We start from the raw sequence: 17,758 nt of genomic DNA on the forward strand, positions 1-17,758 counted from the left end.
GGGTTAACTGTTTGGGAACAGAGTCGAAAGAAGGTAGGGCGACCATAGCCGCCCGATACTCGGAAAACTTAGTTAAGTTCTTCTAAATACAGTGGCCATTGGACATAACTCTGCCAATGACTTTCTTGTTCTAATGCTTCAGCCCGATAAGGATGCTGTTGCAACCAGCCCTGAGGTAACAGCACATAAAGTTCTTCACCTTTTGCCCGCAGTCTGACCGCAGGTAAAGTGTCATCTCGTCGGCGGCTGGAGAAAATAATGGCCAGACGCAGCAAACGACACAGATGCTGTGCCATATCCACCGGCAAAGCATTTTGCTGATTTAGCAGTGACAGATCGAGAGTATCGCTCTGATTTTGTAATAAAGCAGACAGCAGCAGTTTTTGCGCGGGGGTAAAACCGGGTAGATCCAAATTGCGGATCAGGTAAGCAGCATGTTGGGGAGCACGTTTAAAATCTACACTTAGGCCAATTTCATGAATCAAACAGGCGTTTTGCAGTAACTCGCGACATCGGCTGTCGAGTTGCCACTCTTTTTCTACCTGTAAGAAGAAATTATCAGCCAGTTTGCTGACTCGCTTGGCTTGCTCGGCATCCAGCAAATAACGACGTTGTATATTTCGCACTGTTCGGCTGCGAATATCCTGCTCAACCGGTAAATGCAGCATGCCATAAACCAGCCCTTCGCGCAGTGCGCCGCCCGCCAGAGTCATACTTTCAATTTCTAATTCCTGGAAGATAGCGATTAAAATCGACAGGCCACTGGGGAAAACCAGTGCTCGTTCCAGTGTTAAACCGGGGATTTCCAGCTCTTCCAGCTTGCCGCACTGAATCGCTCTTTGTTTGAGTTGCAGCAATTTAGCTAAGGTGATCAGCTCGTCCATGCCCTGAGCGACCATGATCTCTTGCAGCGCTTGAACAGTGCCTGAGGCACCAACACAAATTTGCCAACCGTGCTCACGAAAACGTTTTGCGACGGGTTTTAGCATCTCATGAGCGGCCATTTCGGCGCGTTCAAAATTGTCTTTTACCAGATTACGGTCACTAAAGTAACGTTCCAGCCAGGTAACGCAACCCATTGATAAACTGACCAGAATATTTGCCTGAGCGCCATTCCCGGTCACGAGTTCTGTGCTGCCGCCGCCAATATCAACCACCAGACGTTGTTCTGGCCCACCGGTGGTGTGTGCCACGCCGTGATAAATCAGGCGAGCTTCCTCTTCACCACTGATGACCTGAATCGGACAGCCCAGGATCTCGGTTGCAGTTTGCAGGAATTCTTCAGCATTGGAGGCCAGACGCAGAGTTGCTGTTGCAACCACACGAATCTGATCCAATGGAATGTCCTGCAAACGCTCTGAAAAAAGCTTCAGACATTGCCAACCACGTTCCATGGCTTCTTGCGATAGATGATTTTGGGCATCCAGACCCGCAGCTAAACGGACTTTCCGCTTGATACGTGCCAGTGTTTGGATACTGCCAGCCACCTCACGCACTACCAACATATGGAAACTGTTGGAGCCAAGATCGATGGCAGCATAAAGTGAGGTGGAACTTAGCATCATTTATCAGCTCGGTCGCTTACGGTTATTCCGTGGAGCACCACTGCGGCGTGGGGCTGAGTTACGGCGTGGGCCATTCCCGGTGCGGGTACGGACCAGACGTTTTGGTGCCGGCAAATCAGTTAATAGCGCATCGCTATTATATTTGCTTACCGGAATGCTATGACCGGTATAGGTCTCAATAGCCGGTAAGTTTAATGCGTATTCTTCACATGCCAGGCTGATGGAATGGCCACTCTCGCCAGCACGGCCTGTACGACCAATGCGGTGAACATAATCTTCACAATCATCGGGTAGGTCATAGTTGAAAACATGGGTTACCAGTGGAATGTGCAAACCACGGGCAGCAACATCGGTAGCAACCAGGATATCTAAATCACCTTTGGTGAAATCTTCCAGGATCCGCAGACGTTTTTTCTGTGCGACATCACCGGTCAGCAGACCAACACGATGACCATCAGCAGCTAAATGGCCCCAGATTTCTTCACAACGATGTTTAGTATTTGCAAAAATGATGCAGCGATCTGGCCATTCTTCTTCAATCAACGTCTGCAGCAGACGCATTTTTTCTTCATTTGACGGATAGAACAGCTCTTCCTGAATGCGGTGGCCGGTTTTTTGTAACGGTTCCACTTCAACATATTCTGCATTGTTCATTTGTTCGAAGGCCAATTCACGTACCCGGTACGAGAGTGTGGCTGAGAACAACATGTTCAAACGCTTCTCAACGGAAGGCATGCGGCGGAATAGCCAGCGGATATCTTTGATAAAGCCTAAATCGTACATCCGATCAGCTTCATCCAATACCACAACCTGAATTGCGCCAAGGTTAATGTAATTTTGTTTTGCGTAGTCGATTAAACGGCCAGTGGTGCCGATCAGAATATCAACGCCACTTTCCAGCACTTTAAGCTGTTTGTCGTAGCCGTCACCACCATAAGCCAAGCCTAATTTCAGCCCGGTTATCTGGGAAAGTGATTCTGCATCGGAATGAATTTGCACTGCTAATTCACGCGTTGGAGCCATAATTAATGCGCGTGGTTGATTAGTCTGGCGACCCTCTTCAGCCGGGTGAGAAAGCAAATAATGGAAAGTAGACGCTAAGAATGCCAGCGTCTTGCCGGTTCCTGTTTGCGCCTGACCCGCTACATCACGCCCGGATAGGGTGAGTGGCAATGCTAACGCCTGAATAGGCGTACAATACTGAAACCCTTTGTTTTCAAGGGCTTCAATAACTAGCGGGTGCAGGGCGAAGTCGGAAAACTTCTGTTCGGTCAAGTGTGTTTTGCTCATAGTGTGGTAGAATATCAGCTAACTATTGCTTTACGAAAGCGTATCCGGTGAAATAAAGTCATCCTATTGTTGGTTAATGCTACACCAACGAGGTAGACACAATCCTTTGGAGTAGAACATGAGCGATAAAATTATTCACCTGAGTGACGACAGCTTCGACACTGACGTGCTGAAAGCCAGCGGCTTGGTTCTGGTAGATTTCTGGGCCGAATGGTGTGGTCCGTGCAAGATGATTGCTCCGATTTTGGATGAAATTGCTGAAGAGTATGAAGGCAGACTTACCATCACTAAATTGAATATTGATGACAACCAGGGCACGGCACCAAAATACGGTATCCGTGGTATCCCTACGCTGTTGTTATTCCGTGACGGTGAAGTAGTGGCCACCAAAGTGGGCGCCTTGTCTAAAGGTCAGCTCAAAGCATTCTTGGATGCAAATCTGTAATTGGCGTTAGCGCCAAAGCTAGGTGTTTAGCGGCTGTTGTGATTTCTCACACTGACCGCTAGACGCCTGCAAAGAAGCGTGTTAAGTTTACTTCACTGCGTATAGAACATTCCTGTGTATTGAGTCCGGGTTTGTAGCATCTAGCTTATTCTTTAGTATCTAAGAAATAGTCTGTAGCATCTAAATAGTTTGAATCTAAAGTTTTACTCTATGTCGAAATAATTTGTGTTGAGAATATGTATGAACTCAATCTCTTTTTGACAGTCTAGTGGTTTTACAAAATCAGTCTAAGGTACCTTCAATCTTTATACCGTTGTGGTGCGCAATCCTAGCGTAAGTCATTGCTTACGTAGTTTGTCCAAGGCCGGTGATTGAATGTCCCATTAAACAGGCACGGATGACGCTGCCATACCATTCACGACCATAGTTCGAGACATACCCCGAGTTTAAGAACCCACCATTATGAATCTTACCGAATTAAAGAACACGCCGGTTTCTGATCTGATAACACTTGGCGAAAATATGGGGCTGGAAAACCTAGCCCGGATGCGTAAACAAGATATTATTTTCTCTATTCTTAAGCAGCATGCGAAAAGTGGAGAAGATATCTTCGGTGACGGTGTGTTGGAGATATTGCAGGATGGATTTGGTTTCCTCCGTTCAGCAGACAGCTCCTACCTCGCCGGCCCCGACGACATCTACGTATCCCCAAGCCAAATTCGCCGTTTCAACCTCCGCACTGGTGATACCGTTGCCGGTAAGATTCGTCCACCTAAAGAAGGTGAGCGTTATTTTGCACTGTTGAAAGTTAACGAAGTTAACTATGACAAGCCGGAAAACGCCCGTAACAAAATCCTGTTCGAAAACTTAACCCCACTACATGCCAACTCCCGTTTGCGCATGGAACGAGGTAATGGTTCGACTGAAGATTTAACCGCTCGCGTACTAGATTTGGCATCGCCAATCGGTCGCGGTCAACGTGGTCTTATTGTGGCTCCGCCAAAAGCGGGTAAAACCATGCTGTTGCAAAATATTGCGACCAGCATTGCTTACAACCACCCTGATTGCGTATTGATGGTATTGCTGATTGACGAGCGCCCGGAAGAAGTGACCGAGATGCAACGTTTGGTTAAAGGCGAAGTTATTGCTTCTACCTTTGACGAACCGGCATCTCGCCACGTTCAAGTTGCTGAAATGGTTATCGAGAAAGCGAAACGTCTGGTTGAACATAAAAAAGACGTTATCATTTTACTTGACTCGATTACTCGTTTGGCCCGCGCCTATAACACCGTGGTACCTGCTTCAGGCAAAGTATTGACCGGTGGTGTAGATGCTAACGCCCTGCATCGTCCTAAACGTTTCTTTGGTGCTGCACGTAATGTTGAAGAGGGCGGTAGCCTGACTATCATTGCCACCGCGTTGGTTGATACCGGTTCTAAAATGGATGAAGTTATCTATGAAGAATTTAAAGGTACCGGCAACATGGAATTGCATCTGTCGCGCAAAATCGCAGAAAAACGTGTGTTCCCAGCGATTGATTTCAATCGTTCTGGGACACGTAAAGAAGAGTTGCTGACGACCACTGAAGAGCTGCAGAAAATGTGGATCTTACGTCGTATCCTTCATCCGATGGGTGAAATCGATGCAATGGAGTTCCTCATCAGCAAGCTGGCAACAGCGAAAACTAACGATCAGTTCTTCGATAATATGAGACGCTCGTAAGTTTCGCCAGCTACGTCAAAACGCCACGCTTAAGTGGCGTTTTTTGCATTTGAAATATAGGATAGCGGGAGTGCTATTCGCCTTGCGAATGAAGAGTTCTGCTCCCATATATTGGGTACTTTTTTTATTAATTCCGCCAGAAAGTTCAAATACGCAGGGAATAACGAGAAAATACCAAAAATAGAGTTGGGAATAACTAGCAAGGCTGTCATCATATTCAGAAATAACTGAAAGCATAGGGAAGGCATGGTATACGCCAAGCCACATGCTAAGCTGTCGTATCTTTTTGCAGAGAGCGGTTAAACGTGAACTTACTCACTATGAGTACTGAAATATTTGTTATTTTCCTATTTTCTCTGGCATTTTTATTTGTTGCTCGCAAAGTTGCCAAGAAAATTGGATTAGTCGATAAACCTAACTACCGTAAACGCCACCAAGGGTTGATCCCATTAGTGGGCGGAATATCCGTGTTTGCGGGTATTTGCTTTACCTTTCTGATTACTAACCAGCAGATCCCCCATGTCAGTTTATATCTCGGCTGCGCCGGTTTATTGGTGTTCGTTGGCGCTTTAGATGATCGCTTCGATATCAGCGTAAAAATCCGTGCTTTTGTTCAGGCGGTGGTTGGTATCGCCATGATGGTCATCGGCGGGCTTTATTTACGCAGCCTGGGGCATATTTTTGGCCCATGGGAAATGATATTAGGGCCGTTCGGTTATGTCGTCACACTGTTTGCAGTGTGGGCGGCAATAAATGCTTTCAATATGGTCGACGGTATTGATGGTTTGCTGGGGGGCTTGTCTTGCGTCACCTTCGGTGCCTTGGGTATTTTATTGCTTCAAAGCGGGCAGACGGCATTAGCATTGTGGTGTTTTGCGATGATCGCCGCCATTTTGCCTTATATCTTGCTGAACCTTGGGTTATTAGGGCGTCGCTATAAAGTCTTTATGGGTGATGCGGGCAGCACCTTGATTGGCTTCACTGCTATTTGGTTGTTGTTGCAAAGCACACAAGGGAATTCCCATCCCATTAATCCGATCACCGCATTATGGATTATTGCCATTCCATTGATGGATATGATTGCCATCATGTATCGGCGTTTACGCAAAGGAATGAGCCCATTCTCCCCTGATCGTCAGCATATCCATCACTTGATTATGCGTGCCGGTTTTACCTCTCGGCAGGCTTTTGTCTTAATTACTCTGGCTGCAGCGCTATTAGCAGCGGTCGGTGTTATCGGCGAGCGGCTGACATTCGTCCCTGAATGGGTCATGTTGGCATTATTCTTGCTTTCATTTCTGTTGTATGACTATTGCATTAAACGGGCATGGCGGGTGGCGCGTTTTATCAAGCGCTTCAAGCGCCGGATGCGCCGCGCATCGCAAAATAAGCATGAATCTTAACCAGAGGCTTTTAGGCAGTGATGAAACCAGAATCGATGTCGACTGATAAAACAAGATCTACCAATAATGAGCCTGCTGTGGATAACGAGTTAGATATTCGCAGCCTGTGTCGCACTCTTTGGCGCGGCAAGGTGTGGATTATCGGGATGGCAATTCTCTTTGCTGCGATAGCGCTGGGCGTTTCCTATATGGTGAAACAACAGTGGAGCGCGACTGCAATTACAGACCGACCAACAGTCAATAATCTGGGCGGTTACTATTCTCAGCAGCAATTTTTGCGCAATCTGGATACTCGCATCAATAGCGGTGTTGCCAGTGAGCAGCCGGGTATCTCCGATGAAGCCTACAGTGAATTTATCACTCAGTTAGCTGCCTACGATACCCGTCGTGATTTTTGGCTACAAAGTGATTATTACAAGCAGCGGCTGGAAGGTGATGCTAAGGCGGATGCCGCATTATTAGATGAGCTGGTGAATAATATTGTTTTCACACCACGTGATGACAAAAAAATTCTGAATGACAGCATTAAATTGACGGCAGAAACGGCCAGTGATTCAAATAAATTACTGCGTGGTTATATTGATTTTGCCAGCCAACGTGCTGTGAGTCATTTAAATGACGAAATCGAAGGGGCCTGGGCTGCTCGGACTCAGTCAATGAAAGCACAGGTTAAACGGCAGGAGGCGGTGGCTCAAGCGGTATACGATCGTGAAGTTACTGCGGTGAAACAAGCATTGAAAGTTGCGAGTCAGCAAGGGATTAATCGTAGCCAAACCGATACCCCGGCTGAGCAACTACCTGATTCTAAAATGTTTATGCTTGGCAAACCTATGCTTGAAGCCCGCTTGGAAACCTTACAGGCTACCGGGCCAAGTTTTGATGTTGATTACGATCAAAATCGCGCAATGTTGGCAACACTGAACGTTGGCCCAACACTGGATAAAGCATTCCAAACCTACCGTTATTTACGTACGCCAGAAGATCCGGTAACCCGTGATAGCCCGCGCCGTGTCTTCCTGCTGATTATGTGGGGTGCCATTGGGGCATTAGTTGGGGCTGGTGTGGTATTGGTTCGTCGCACCGGTGCGCAAGTATAGCTCGCGGTAGAATGGTATTAATCGTTAATGGGCGCATTGTGCGCCCAACTTGCAGGCGTTGTCTGCGGCTAACTGACCTTAAAGAGATTCACTGTGAAAGTGTTGACTGTTTTTGGCACCCGGCCTGAAGCCATTAAAATGGCTCCTCTGGTGCATGCCTTGGCTCAGGATGAAGCCTTTGAGTCAAGAGTCTGTGTAACTGCCCAGCATCGTGAGATGCTGGATCAGGTGCTGCGTTTATTCGAGATTCAACCGGATTATGATTTGAATATCATGAAGCCGGGACAGGGATTAACGGAAATAACCTGCCGCATTTTGGAAGGGTTAAAGCCCGTGCTGGCGGAGTTTAAGCCGGATGTTATTCTGGTGCATGGTGATACGACGACGACGCTGTCGACCAGCCTTGCCGCTTTCTATCATCGTATTCCTGTCGGCCATGTCGAAGCCGGTTTGCGCACTGGGAATCTCTATTCTCCGTGGCCGGAAGAGGCTAACCGCCAACTGACGGGGCACCTGGCTATGTATCATTTTGCGCCGACAGAAAATTCTCGGCAAAATCTGTTACGTGAAATGGTGCCGGATAACCGTATTTTTGTTACGGGCAATACCGTGATTGATGCGCTGTTCTGGGTTCGTGATCGGGTGATGAATAACCCCGAATTGCGTTCAAGTCTGGCGGAACGTTACCCATTCCTCGATACCAATAAGAAGATGATCCTGGTGACAGGCCATCGTCGTGAGAGTTTTGGTGGTGGTTTTGAGCGGATTTGCAGTGCATTAGCTGAAATCGCCCTTAAGCACCCAGAGGTTCAGGTCGTTTACCCGGTGCATCTCAATCCTAATGTCAGCGAGCCGGTTAACCGTATTTTGAAAGGGATTGATAATATCATCCTGATCGACCCGCAAGATTATCTGCCATTTGTTTATCTGATGAATCACGCCTACCTGATTCTGACGGATTCCGGTGGTATTCAGGAAGAAGCGCCTTCATTAGGTAAGCCGGTGTTAGTGATGCGTGATACCACCGAACGTCCAGAAGCGGTTGATTCTGGTACTGTTTTATTGGTGGGTACTGATGTAAATAAAATTGTTGATGCAGTGACCCGCTTACTGACTGATGAAACTGCCTATCATCAAATGACCCGGGCGCATAATCCTTACGGTGACGGGCATGCCTGTCAACGCATCCTTGAAGCTTTAAAGAATCATCAGGTGACGCTATGAGTTTTGAAACTATTTCTGTTATCGGTCTTGGGTATATTGGCTTACCAACCGCTGCGGCTTTCGCCTCGCGCAAGAAGAAAGTGGTCGGTGTGGATGTCAACACTCATGCAGTTGAAACCATTAATCGCGGTGCTATCCATATCGTGGAGCCGGATTTAGATAAAGTGGTGAAGATTGCTGTCGAAGGGGGTTACCTGCGTGCGGTAACTAAACCGCTGGCAGCAGATGCGTTTCTCATTGCCGTCCCGACCCCGTTTAAAGGCGATCATGAGCCGGATATGGTTTTTGTTGAATCCGCCGCCAAATCTATCGCCCCAGTATTGAAAAAAGGTGATTTGGTCATTTTGGAGTCCACTTCTCCAGTGGGTGCCACAGAGCAAATGGCACAATGGCTGGCAGAAACTCGCCCTGATTTGAGCTTCCCGCAACAAGCTGGTGAAGACGCAGATGTGAATATTGCTTACTGCCCAGAGCGAGTGTTGCCGGGTCAGGTCATGGTTGAATTGATTCAAAACGACCGTGTTATTGGTGGTATGACGCCAAAATGTTCTGCTCGTGCCAGTGAACTGTACAAAATTTTCCTGGAAGGCGAGTGTGTGGTGACGAACTCCCGCACTGCCGAAATGTGCAAGTTGACTGAAAACAGCTTCCGTGACGTGAATATTGCCTTTGCCAATGAGCTGTCACTGATTTGTGATGCGCAAGGCATCAATGTGTGGGAGCTGATTAGTCTGGCTAATCGTCATCCTCGAGTGAATATCTTGCAGCCAGGCCCAGGTGTTGGCGGCCACTGTATTGCGGTTGACCCGTGGTTTATCGTCTCTCAGAACCCTGAATTGGCGCGTCTTATCCACACTGCGCGTCTGGTGAATGACGGTAAACCGCTGTGGGTGGTTGACCGTGTTAAAGCCGCTGTTGCTGATTGTCTGGCGGCGACTGACAAACGTGCTTCTGAAGTCAAAATTGCCTGTTTCGGTTTGGCCTTTAAGCCAAACATTGATGACCTGCGCGAAAGCCCGGCCGTTGAAATCGCACATTTGATTGCTGAATGGCATGTTGGTGAAACATTGGTGGTTGAACCTAATGTTGAGCAATTGCCGAAGTCTCTGGCGGGCCACGTTACCCTGAAAGATACCGCCACAGCCTTGCAGCAAGCAGATGTGCTGGTGATGTTGGTTGATCATAGCCAATTCAAAGCCATCAAACCTGAAGATGTGAAGCAACCGTGGATTGTGGACACCAAAGGAGTATGGCGTTGAGACGTATTCTAGTCACAGGTGGGGCCGGATTTATCGGCTCCGCAGTGGTAAGACATATTATCAATAGCACCTCAGATAGCGTGGTGGTGGTTGATAAACTCACCTACGCGGGCAATTTGGAATCACTGGCCGTGGTCGCTCAAAGCGATCGCTATGCTTTTGAACAAGTTGATATCTGCTCTCGTGCAGAGCTGGACCGAGTGTTTGCGCAATATCAACCCGATGTCGTGATGCATCTGGCGGCAGAAAGCCATGTTGACCGCTCAATTGATGGCCCCGCTGCTTTTATCGAAACTAACGTCGTGGGCACTTACCAGATGTTAGAGGCTGCGCGTCATTACTGGCAGCCATTGAGCGCTGAGGCCAAGTTGGCGTTTCGCTTCCACCATATCTCGACGGACGAGGTATATGGTGACCTGCATGGCACGGATGATTTATTCACTGAAACAACGCCTTATGCGCCAAGTAGCCCTTATTCCGCCTCTAAAGCATCCAGTGACCATTTAGTCCGGGCTTGGCTGCGAACTTATGGCTTACCCACCTTGGTGACCAATTGCTCAAATAATTACGGCCCATATCATTTCCCAGAGAAATTGATCCCGCTGGTTATCTTGAATGCATTAGCCGGTAAACCCCTGCCAGTGTATGGCAATGGTGCTCAGGTGCGCGACTGGCTGTTTGTTGAAGACCATGCTCGGGCCTTGTATCAGGTCGTTACCGAAGGTGTCGTGGGCGAAACCTACAATATCGGCGGTCATAATGAGCGCAAGAATATTGAAGTGGTTGAAACCATTTGCAGCTTATTGGATGAACTGGTTCCCGAAAAACCGGCAGGAATTGCTCACTATCGTGACCTGATTACCTATGTGAAAGACCGGCCGGGCCATGATATGCGTTATGCCATTGATGCGGGCAAAATTGAGCGAGAGCTAGGTTGGCGACCACAGGAAACCTTCGAAAGTGGTATCCGCAAAACCGTATTATGGTATTTGAATAACGAATCGTGGTGGCGACGTGTTCAGGATGGTTCCTACGCCGGTGAGCGTTTGGGCTTGAGTGACTGATACTCTTCATCTTTCAAGTTGCAGATGTGCTGGTTGCGCTCGGTCACCCGAATCACTGACTTATGTCAGCTCATCGGGATTTCCTTGCTTGCCGCCTTCCTGCGCCTTGAAAGTTTTGGGTATATTGTTGGCCGGCTTACGATGAGTTCAAAAATCTATTAATCATCGGAATGAGGTTATTGATTGATTTCAATGACGTTTTGTCAGATGGTTTCAGGAGTGAGTATGAAAGGCATAATTCTGGCTGGTGGCTCCGGTACAAGATTGCACCCCATCACCCGTGGCGTCTCTAAGCAACTACTTCCCGTTTATGATAAGCCGATGATTTATTATCCGCTGTCAGTGCTGATGCTGGCGGGTATCCGCGACATTCTGATTATCTCTACTCCGGAAGATTTGCCCTCATTCCAGCGCCTGCTAGGTAATGGCGATGAGTTTGGTATCAAGCTAAGTTATGCCGCGCAACCAAGCCCAGATGGGCTGGCGCAAGCATTTATCATTGGCGAAGAGTTTATTGGTAATGAACCTTGCTGCCTGGTGCTGGGCGATAATATCTATTTCGGTCAGGGCTTTAGCCCGAAACTGAAAGCAGTTGCAGCCCGTGATAAAGGGGCGACCGTTTTCGGCTATCAGGTTATGGATCCAGAACGTTTTGGTGTGGTGGAGTTTGATGACGACTTCCGCGCATTATCCATTGAAGAAAAACCAAGTCAGCCGAAATCCAACTGGGCAGTCACTGGGCTTTATTTCTATGATAATCAAGTTGTTGAATTCGCCAAGCAGGTCAAGCCTTCTGAGCGCGGCGAGCTGGAAATCACCAGTATCAACCAGATGTATCTGGAGCGCGGCGAACTAACTGTTGAATTATTAGGGCGTGGTTTCGCCTGGTTGGACACCGGCACCCATGACAGCCTGATTGAAGCCAGCACCTTTGTTCAAACTGTAGAAAAACGCCAAGGTTTCAAAATCGCCTGTTTGGAAGAAATTTCATGGCGTAATGGCTGGCTGGATGACGATGGTGTCCGACGCGCCGCCACTGCGTTGGCTAAAACGGGTTATGGCAAATATCTGTTGGACTTGCTTCATGCCCGTCCACGCCAGTATTGAGCCGCTGGCCTGGGAAAGTGAATTTTTCCAGCGCCAAAGTGCCAAGCTTCATTTATCCGACTCAGCCCCGCGAGTTAATCCGGCTGAGTTGGATGCTTTTACCCTTACCCAAGCCAAAGTTCCTGCCCATCGCCTTGATCTTATTGACTCTCTCGGCCAACTTGGTTTCAAGCTGGTTGAAGGAGAAGTTGACTTGGCCCTGTCAGTGGCTAGTGCAGTTGGCACAGAAAATGCAACACCGCAGAGTGAGGCTGGAACCTATCAGCATAGGGTAGCAACCCCTGAGGATATCCCACTGTTACGCAGTGTTGCCGCCAAGGCTTTTGCATTAAGCCGCTTTCGTGCTCCGTGGTATGACCCACAGGACAGTGGGCGATTTTATGCACTATGGGCTGAAAAGGCGGTGCTGGGCACCTTCGACCATCAATGTTTGCTGGTGATGGATGCAGCAGGGCAACCGGCAGGGTTTGTCACCTTACGCGATTTGGCCGACGGCAGCGCCCGTATTGGCCTGTTGGCAGTATTCCCTGATGCGCAGGGTAAAGGCCTAGGTTCAGCATTAATGTCGGCGGCAAAGCAGTGGTGCCAGAGTCATGGATTACACCGGTTATGGGTGGCCACACAAATGAGCAATATTGCTGCTTTACGTCTTTATATTCGCAGTGGTGCTTCGATTGAGAGCACCGCGTATTGGTTATGCAGGGGATGAGATGATTCCATTTAACGCTCCACCGGTAGTCGGCACTGAACTGGGTTATATGCAGGATGCAATGAATAGCGGGAAACTGTGTGGCGATGGCGGCTTTACCCATCGTTGCCAACAGTGGATGGAACAGCACTTTAACTGCCCAAAAGTTTTGTTGACGCCCTCTTGTACTGCCTCATTAGAAATGGCTGCGCTGCTGCTGGATATCAAGCCGGGCGATGAAGTTATCATGCCGAGTTTCACTTTTGTTTCGACCGCCAATGCCTTTGTGCTGCGCGGGGCGAAAATGGTGTTTGTGGATATTCGTCCAGACACCATGAATATTGATGAAACCAAGATTGAAGCGGCGATTACCGATAAAACCAAGGTTATTGTGCCAGTCCATTACGCGGGTGTTGCCTGTGAGATGGATACCATTATGGCGCTGGCGAAAAAACATAATTTGTTCGTGGTAGAAGATGCTGCTCAGGGCGTGATGTCGACTTACAAAGGCAAAGCTCTGGGGACTATCGGCCATATTGGTTGCTTCAGTTTCCATGAAACGAAAAACTACACGGCTGGCGGTGAAGGGGGAGCAACACTTATTAATGACCCGTCACTGATTGAACGTGCTGAAATCATTCGTGAAAAAGGGACTAACCGCAGCCAGTTCTTCCGTGGTCAGGTTGATAAATACACTTGGCGCGATATTGGTTCCAGCTATTTGATGTCTGATTTACAAGCCGCATATCTGTGGGGCCAGCTGGAGGCAGCAGAGACAATCAATCAACGCCGTCTGGCGCTGTGGCATAATTACTACAATGCTTTCAAGCCGTTGGCTGATGCTGGGCGCATTGCTCTGCCAGTTATTCCAGCAGATACAGTGCAGAACGCGCATATGTTTTATATCAAACTGCATGATATTGAAGAGCGCTCTGCTTTTATCAGCTACTTGAAAGAGGCTGGCGTCATGTCGGTTTTCCACTATATTCCGCTGCATGCTTGCCCGGCCGGTGAACAATTTGGCCGTATGGATGGTGAAGACCGCTTTACCAGCAAGGAAAGTGAACGTCTGGTTCGTTTGCCTATCTTCTATAACCTGACTGACGCGAATCAGAATACGGTCATTAATACCGTGCTAGGTTTCTTCGCCTGATATGTCTCTGGCAAAAGCATCGATTTGGACTGCTGGCTCTACGCTGATTAAAATCGGCGTAGGGTTGCTAGTGGTTAAACTGCTGGCGGTGACCTTTGGCCCCAGTGGTGTAGGGCAGGCGGGTAACTTCCGCCAGCTAATTACGGTATTAGGCGTGCTCTCTGGCGCAGGTATCTTTAACGGCATTACTAAGTATGTTGCTGAATATCATCAGCAACCTGAGCGCCTGCGTGCAGTATTGGGCACCTCATCAGCGATTGTGCTGGGGTTCTCAACCTTGCTGGCCTTGATTTTCCTGCTGGCGGCCAAGCCGGTCAGTATTGCGCTATTCGGTCATGGTGATTATCAAAATGTGGTGCGGGCCGTTGCCCTTATCCAGATGGGTATTGCTTACGCCAACCTGTTTTTGGCCATCCTCAAAGGCTATCGGGATGCGATGGGCAATGCGCTGGCGGTTATCGGCGGTAGCCTGATTGGTGTGGTGGCTTATTATCTCTGCTTTAGAATTGGTGGTTATCCCGGCGCGTTAGTGGGGCTGGCATTGGTTCCGGCGCTGGCGGTTATTCCTGCGGGTGCGATGCTGATCCGCCGCAAGACTATTCCCTTAAGTTATCTTAAACTTAGCTGGGACAAAGCCTTGGCAAGCCATCTGGGTAAGTTTACCATCATGGCGTTGATTACCTCGGTCACCTTGCCTGTTGCTTATGTGATGATGCGTAACTTGCTGGCTGACCAGTATGGCTGGGATGCGGTAGGAATTTGGCAAGGGGTGAGCAGTATTTCAGATGCTTATCTACAATTTATTACAGCATCATTTACGGTCTATTTGTTACCCACACTGTCGAGACTCAAAGAGAAAGCGGCGATTTCCCGTGAAATTCTGCGCTCATTGAAATTTGTCTTACCGGCAGTGGCGACGGCCAGTCTGATGGTCTGGTTGTTACGTGATTTTGCAATCTGGTTGCTGTTTTCTCACCAGTTTACTGCAATGCGCGACCTCTTCGCCTGGCAGTTGGTGGGCGATGTGTTGAAAGTCGGGTCATATGTATTCGGCTATTTGGTTATCGCCAAAGCTTCTTTGCGCTTTTATATTTTGACGGAAGTCAGTCAGTTCTTACTGTTGACTGGGTTTGCCCATTGGTTAATCCCAATGAATGGCTCTTTGGGTGCAGCACAGGCCTATATGGCGACTTATATCGTCTATTTTGCGCTCTGTAGCTGCGTATTCCTTATATATCGTAGACATTCATCACCGTAAACACTCTTTACAGCAGAAAAAAATGACAACCCTGATTCATGTACTGGGATCTGATATCCCGCACCATAATCTGACTGTGCTGCGCTTCTTTAATGACGTGCTCGCCACCCGTGTGCCCGCAGAGCAGGTGCGCCATTTTATGGTCGCGGCAAAAGAGACGGCCGCTTTTTCCGCATTTCCTCAATTGGATATCGAGACGCACAGCAATAAAAAGACCTTGGCTGAGGCGGTTATTGCTCGCGCGCAAGCTGATCGCAACACGCGATTTTTCTGGCACGGTCAGTTTAATGCCACCTTGTGGTTGGCGCTGCTGAGTGGGAAAATCAAACGGCATCAGGTTTATTGGCATGTTTGGGGCGCTGATTTATATGAAGATGCCAAAAATTGGAAGTTTCGCCTGTTTTATCTCCTGCGCCGCATCGCTCAGGGGCGAGTGGGTCATGTCTTTGCCACTCGCGGTGATTTAATCCATTTCCAACAACGCCATCCTCGCGTGCCGGCATCATTGCTTTATTTTCCGACCCGCATGGATTCGGCACTCACGGGTATCAAGATTGAGAAGCCTTTAGCCGGGCCAATGACGATTTTGGTCGGGAACTCTGGCGACACCACTAACCGCCATATTGAAGCCTTAAAAGCCATTCATCAGCAATTTGGCCCAGATGCCCGAGTTATTCTGCCGATGGGGTATCCGGCGAATAATCAGCTGTATATTGAACAGGTTAGGCAGGCAGGGCTGGCACTGTTTGCTTCAGAAAATCTGCGGATCCTGACAGAACAAATTCCCTTTGACGATTATCTGAATATTCTACGTGAATGTGATTTGGGCTATTTTATTTTCAATCGTCAGCAAGGTATTGGTACTTTGTGCCTCTTAACCCAGTTCGGCGTCCCCTTTGTGTTAAGCCGTAAAAACCCATTCTGGCAAGATTTAGCAGAGCAGCATATCCCCGTGCTTTTCTATGGTGACTCATTAGATGAGCCGCTAATTCGGGAAGCACAACGCCAATTAGCAGGGCTGGATAAGCATAATATTGCTTTCTTTAACCCTAATTATATTGAGGGTTGGCAGCAGGCGCTGGCTCTTGCCGCAGGAGAACAGCTATGACACTGGGGCAATTTGGCGGTCTTTTCTGTGTCTATTTAATGGCAGTTATTTTCATCCTGACATTGACATATCAGGAGTTTCGGCGGGTTCGCTTTAACTTCAATGTGCTGTTTTCAATGCTTTATTTGCTGACATTCTATTTTGGCTTCCCGCTGACGTGCATGTTGGTTTTCCAATTTGGCGTTCAGGTGGTGCCAGTTGAGTATTTGCTGTATGCCATGCTCTCTGCCACGGCATTTTATGGCATTTATTATGTGAGTTATAAAACGCGCTTGCGCAAGCCGCGCAGTCAGCCACGAACACCGCTATTCACCATGAATCGGGTTGAAACCAATCTAACCTGGATGCTACTGGCGCTGGTGGCCATAGGGACGGTCGGCGTCTTCTTTATGCAAAACGGCTTCCTGCTATTTAAGCTGGATTCGTACAGCAAAATCTTCTCCAGTGATGTCTCCGGCGTTGCCCTGAAGCGCTTTTTCTACTTCTTCATCCCGGCGATGCTGGTGGTCTATTTCCTGAAGCAGGATATGCGGGCCTGGTTTTTCTTCCTGGCCAGCACCGTGGCGTTTGGCATTTTAACCTATGTTATCGTCGGCGGAACCCGCGCGAACATTATCATCGCGTTCTCATTATTCTTGTTTATCGGTATTGTCCGTGGATGGATAACGCTGTGGATGTTGGCGGCGGCAGGGGTCTTTGGCATTGTCGGCATGTTCTGGCTGGCCCTGAAACGTTATGGCCTGGATGTTAACGGCGCAGAGGCGTTTTATACCTTCCTTTACCTGACGCGCGACACATTCTCGCCGTGGGAAAATCTGGGATTATTGCTCCAGAATTACGACAAAATAGATTTTCAGGGCTTGGCCCCTATTATCCGTGATTTCTATGTCTTTATTCCAAGTTCCTTGTGGCCTGCTCGCCCCGACTTAGTACTCAATACCGCCAACTACTTTACCTGGGATGTGCTGGATAACCACTCTGGGCTGGCTATCTCTCCAACCCTCATTGGATCGTTGGTGGTGATGGGCGGGGTGCTGTTTATTCCACTGGGTGCCATTGTGGTCGGGTTAATCATCAAATGGTTTGACTGGCTGTATGAGCAAGGTAAAGCGGAAAGTAATCGCTATAAAGCGGCCATTTTACAAAGCTTCTGTTTTGGGGCGGTATTTAACATCATCGTGTTAGCGCGAGAAGGGCTGGATTCTTTTGTCTCGCGAGTGGTGTTTTTCTGCGTGATTTTTGGTGCCTGTCTGGTGCTGGCAAAATTGTTGTATTGGTTGTTCGATACGGCGGGTCTGATAACGCAACGGGTACAGCGTCGTGTTGGTAAGTCTCAGCGTCTATCCTCCCCTCAAACGGGCTGCCAACTGTAAGG

At 48.4% G+C, this 17,758-nt stretch carries 15 protein-coding genes; 13 read left to right on the forward strand and 2 right to left on the reverse strand.

Annotated features, from left to right (window positions below; translation table 11 throughout):
• Window positions 1–68: 68 nt before the first annotated feature.
• Both ppx and rhlB read right to left on the reverse strand, forming a co-directional pair.
• Window positions 69–1,562, reverse strand: a complete 1,494-nt coding sequence (gene ppx, locus YROHD0001_RS11040) for an exopolyphosphatase (RefSeq protein WP_032816656.1) — start codon at window positions 1,560–1,562, stop codon at window positions 69–71.
• Window positions 1,563–1,568: 6 nt separating this feature from the next.
• A complete protein-coding gene (gene rhlB / locus YROHD0001_RS11035; protein WP_004714234.1) occupies window positions 1,569–2,855 on the reverse strand; it encodes an ATP-dependent RNA helicase RhlB in 1,287 nt (428 codons plus the stop codon).
• 118 nt (window positions 2,856–2,973) lie between these two features.
• Here rhlB and trxA point away from each other — a divergent pair, with 118 nt between their 5' ends.
• The 13 genes from trxA (at window position 2,974) to wzyE (ending at window position 17,756) form a co-directional block, all read left to right on the forward strand.
• The gene (gene trxA, locus YROHD0001_RS11030; protein ID WP_004714235.1) at window positions 2,974–3,300 is read left to right on the forward strand and encodes a thioredoxin TrxA; all 327 of its coding nucleotides are present in this window, start codon (window positions 2,974–2,976) and stop codon (window positions 3,298–3,300) included.
• Between the two features lie 462 nt (window positions 3,301–3,762).
• The gene (gene rho, locus YROHD0001_RS11025; protein ID WP_004704159.1) at window positions 3,763–5,022 is read left to right on the forward strand and encodes a transcription termination factor Rho; all 1,260 of its coding nucleotides are present in this window, start codon (window positions 3,763–3,765) and stop codon (window positions 5,020–5,022) included.
• 305 nt (window positions 5,023–5,327) lie between these two features.
• Entirely contained in the window at window positions 5,328–6,425 is a 1,098-nt protein-coding gene (wecA, locus tag YROHD0001_RS11020; protein ID WP_004714236.1) for a UDP-N-acetylglucosamine--undecaprenyl-phosphate N-acetylglucosaminephosphotransferase, read from the forward strand.
• Window positions 6,426–6,445: 20 nt separating this feature from the next.
• Window positions 6,446–7,522, forward strand: a complete 1,077-nt coding sequence (wzzE, locus tag YROHD0001_RS11015; protein ID WP_032816604.1) for an ECA polysaccharide chain length modulation protein — start codon at window positions 6,446–6,448, stop codon at window positions 7,520–7,522.
• Window positions 7,523–7,615: 93 nt separating this feature from the next.
• Window positions 7,616–8,746: a non-hydrolyzing UDP-N-acetylglucosamine 2-epimerase gene (gene wecB / locus YROHD0001_RS11010; protein WP_004714238.1), complete on the forward strand. Its 1,131-nt coding sequence runs from the start codon at window positions 7,616–7,618 to the stop codon at window positions 8,744–8,746.
• On the forward strand, window positions 8,743–10,005 hold the full coding sequence (gene wecC / locus YROHD0001_RS11005) for a UDP-N-acetyl-D-mannosamine dehydrogenase (RefSeq protein WP_032816607.1): 1,263 nt from the start codon (window positions 8,743–8,745) through the stop codon (window positions 10,003–10,005). The genes wecB and wecC overlap by 4 nt, the downstream gene beginning before the upstream one ends.
• Window positions 9,996–11,069: a dTDP-glucose 4,6-dehydratase gene (gene rffG, locus YROHD0001_RS11000; RefSeq protein ID WP_186373496.1), complete on the forward strand. Its 1,074-nt coding sequence runs from the start codon at window positions 9,996–9,998 to the stop codon at window positions 11,067–11,069. Before wecC ends, rffG begins: the two co-directional genes overlap by 10 nt.
• Window positions 11,070–11,294: 225 nt before the next feature.
• On the forward strand, window positions 11,295–12,176 hold the full coding sequence (gene rfbA, locus YROHD0001_RS10995; protein WP_004714242.1) for a glucose-1-phosphate thymidylyltransferase RfbA: 882 nt from the start codon (window positions 11,295–11,297) through the stop codon (window positions 12,174–12,176).
• Window positions 12,154–12,885, forward strand: a complete 732-nt coding sequence (gene rffC / locus YROHD0001_RS10990) for a dTDP-4-amino-4,6-dideoxy-D-galactose acyltransferase (protein ID WP_032816608.1) — start codon at window positions 12,154–12,156, stop codon at window positions 12,883–12,885. The genes rfbA and rffC overlap by 23 nt, the downstream gene beginning before the upstream one ends.
• Window position 12,886: 1 nt before the next feature.
• A complete protein-coding gene (gene rffA, locus YROHD0001_RS10985; RefSeq protein ID WP_004714244.1) occupies window positions 12,887–14,017 on the forward strand; it encodes a dTDP-4-amino-4,6-dideoxygalactose transaminase in 1,131 nt (376 codons plus the stop codon).
• 1 nt (window position 14,018) lies between these two features.
• Window positions 14,019–15,275, forward strand: coding sequence for a lipid III flippase WzxE (gene wzxE / locus YROHD0001_RS10980; protein ID WP_004714245.1), 1,257 nt, complete (start codon window positions 14,019–14,021; stop codon window positions 15,273–15,275).
• A 22-nt stretch (window positions 15,276–15,297) separates the two neighbouring features.
• Window positions 15,298–16,383, forward strand: coding sequence for a TDP-N-acetylfucosamine:lipid II N-acetylfucosaminyltransferase (locus YROHD0001_RS10975; protein ID WP_004714246.1), 1,086 nt, complete (start codon window positions 15,298–15,300; stop codon window positions 16,381–16,383).
• A complete protein-coding gene (gene wzyE, locus YROHD0001_RS10970; RefSeq protein ID WP_032816610.1) occupies window positions 16,380–17,756 on the forward strand; it encodes an ECA oligosaccharide polymerase in 1,377 nt (458 codons plus the stop codon). The genes YROHD0001_RS10975 and wzyE overlap by 4 nt, the downstream gene beginning before the upstream one ends.
• Window positions 17,757–17,758 lie beyond the last annotated feature (2 nt).

The sequence above is a fragment of the Yersinia rohdei ATCC 43380 genome (assembly GCF_000173775.1).
GTDB lineage: Bacteria > Pseudomonadota > Gammaproteobacteria > Enterobacterales > Enterobacteriaceae > Yersinia > Yersinia rohdei.

What these genes read in the sequence shown, in the direction of transcription:
- ppx (WP_032816656.1), bottom strand. Translation starts at nt 1,562, where the DNA reads ATGCTAAGTTCCACCTCACTTTATGCTGCCATCGATCTTGGCTCCAAC.
- rhlB (WP_004714234.1), bottom strand. Translation starts at nt 2,855, where the DNA reads ATGAGCAAAACACACTTGACCGAACAGAAGTTTTCCGACTTCGCCCTG.
- trxA (WP_004714235.1), top strand. Translation starts at nt 2,974, where the DNA reads ATGAGCGATAAAATTATTCACCTGAGTGACGACAGCTTCGACACTGAC.
- rho (WP_004704159.1), top strand. Translation starts at nt 3,763, where the DNA reads ATGAATCTTACCGAATTAAAGAACACGCCGGTTTCTGATCTGATAACA.
- wzzE (WP_032816604.1), top strand. Translation starts at nt 6,446, where the DNA reads ATGAAACCAGAATCGATGTCGACTGATAAAACAAGATCTACCAATAAT.
- wecC (WP_032816607.1), top strand. Translation starts at nt 8,743, where the DNA reads ATGAGTTTTGAAACTATTTCTGTTATCGGTCTTGGGTATATTGGCTTA.
- rffG (WP_186373496.1), top strand. Translation starts at nt 9,996, where the DNA reads ATGGCGTTGAGACGTATTCTAGTCACAGGTGGGGCCGGATTTATCGGC.
- rfbA (WP_004714242.1), top strand. Translation starts at nt 11,295, where the DNA reads ATGAAAGGCATAATTCTGGCTGGTGGCTCCGGTACAAGATTGCACCCC.
- rffC (WP_032816608.1), top strand. Translation starts at nt 12,154, where the DNA reads ATGCCCGTCCACGCCAGTATTGAGCCGCTGGCCTGGGAAAGTGAATTT.
- rffA (WP_004714244.1), top strand. Translation starts at nt 12,887, where the DNA reads ATGATTCCATTTAACGCTCCACCGGTAGTCGGCACTGAACTGGGTTAT.
- wzxE (WP_004714245.1), top strand. Translation starts at nt 14,019, where the DNA reads ATGTCTCTGGCAAAAGCATCGATTTGGACTGCTGGCTCTACGCTGATT.
- YROHD0001_RS10975 (WP_004714246.1), top strand. Translation starts at nt 15,298, where the DNA reads ATGACAACCCTGATTCATGTACTGGGATCTGATATCCCGCACCATAAT.
- wzyE (WP_032816610.1), top strand. Translation starts at nt 16,380, where the DNA reads ATGACACTGGGGCAATTTGGCGGTCTTTTCTGTGTCTATTTAATGGCA.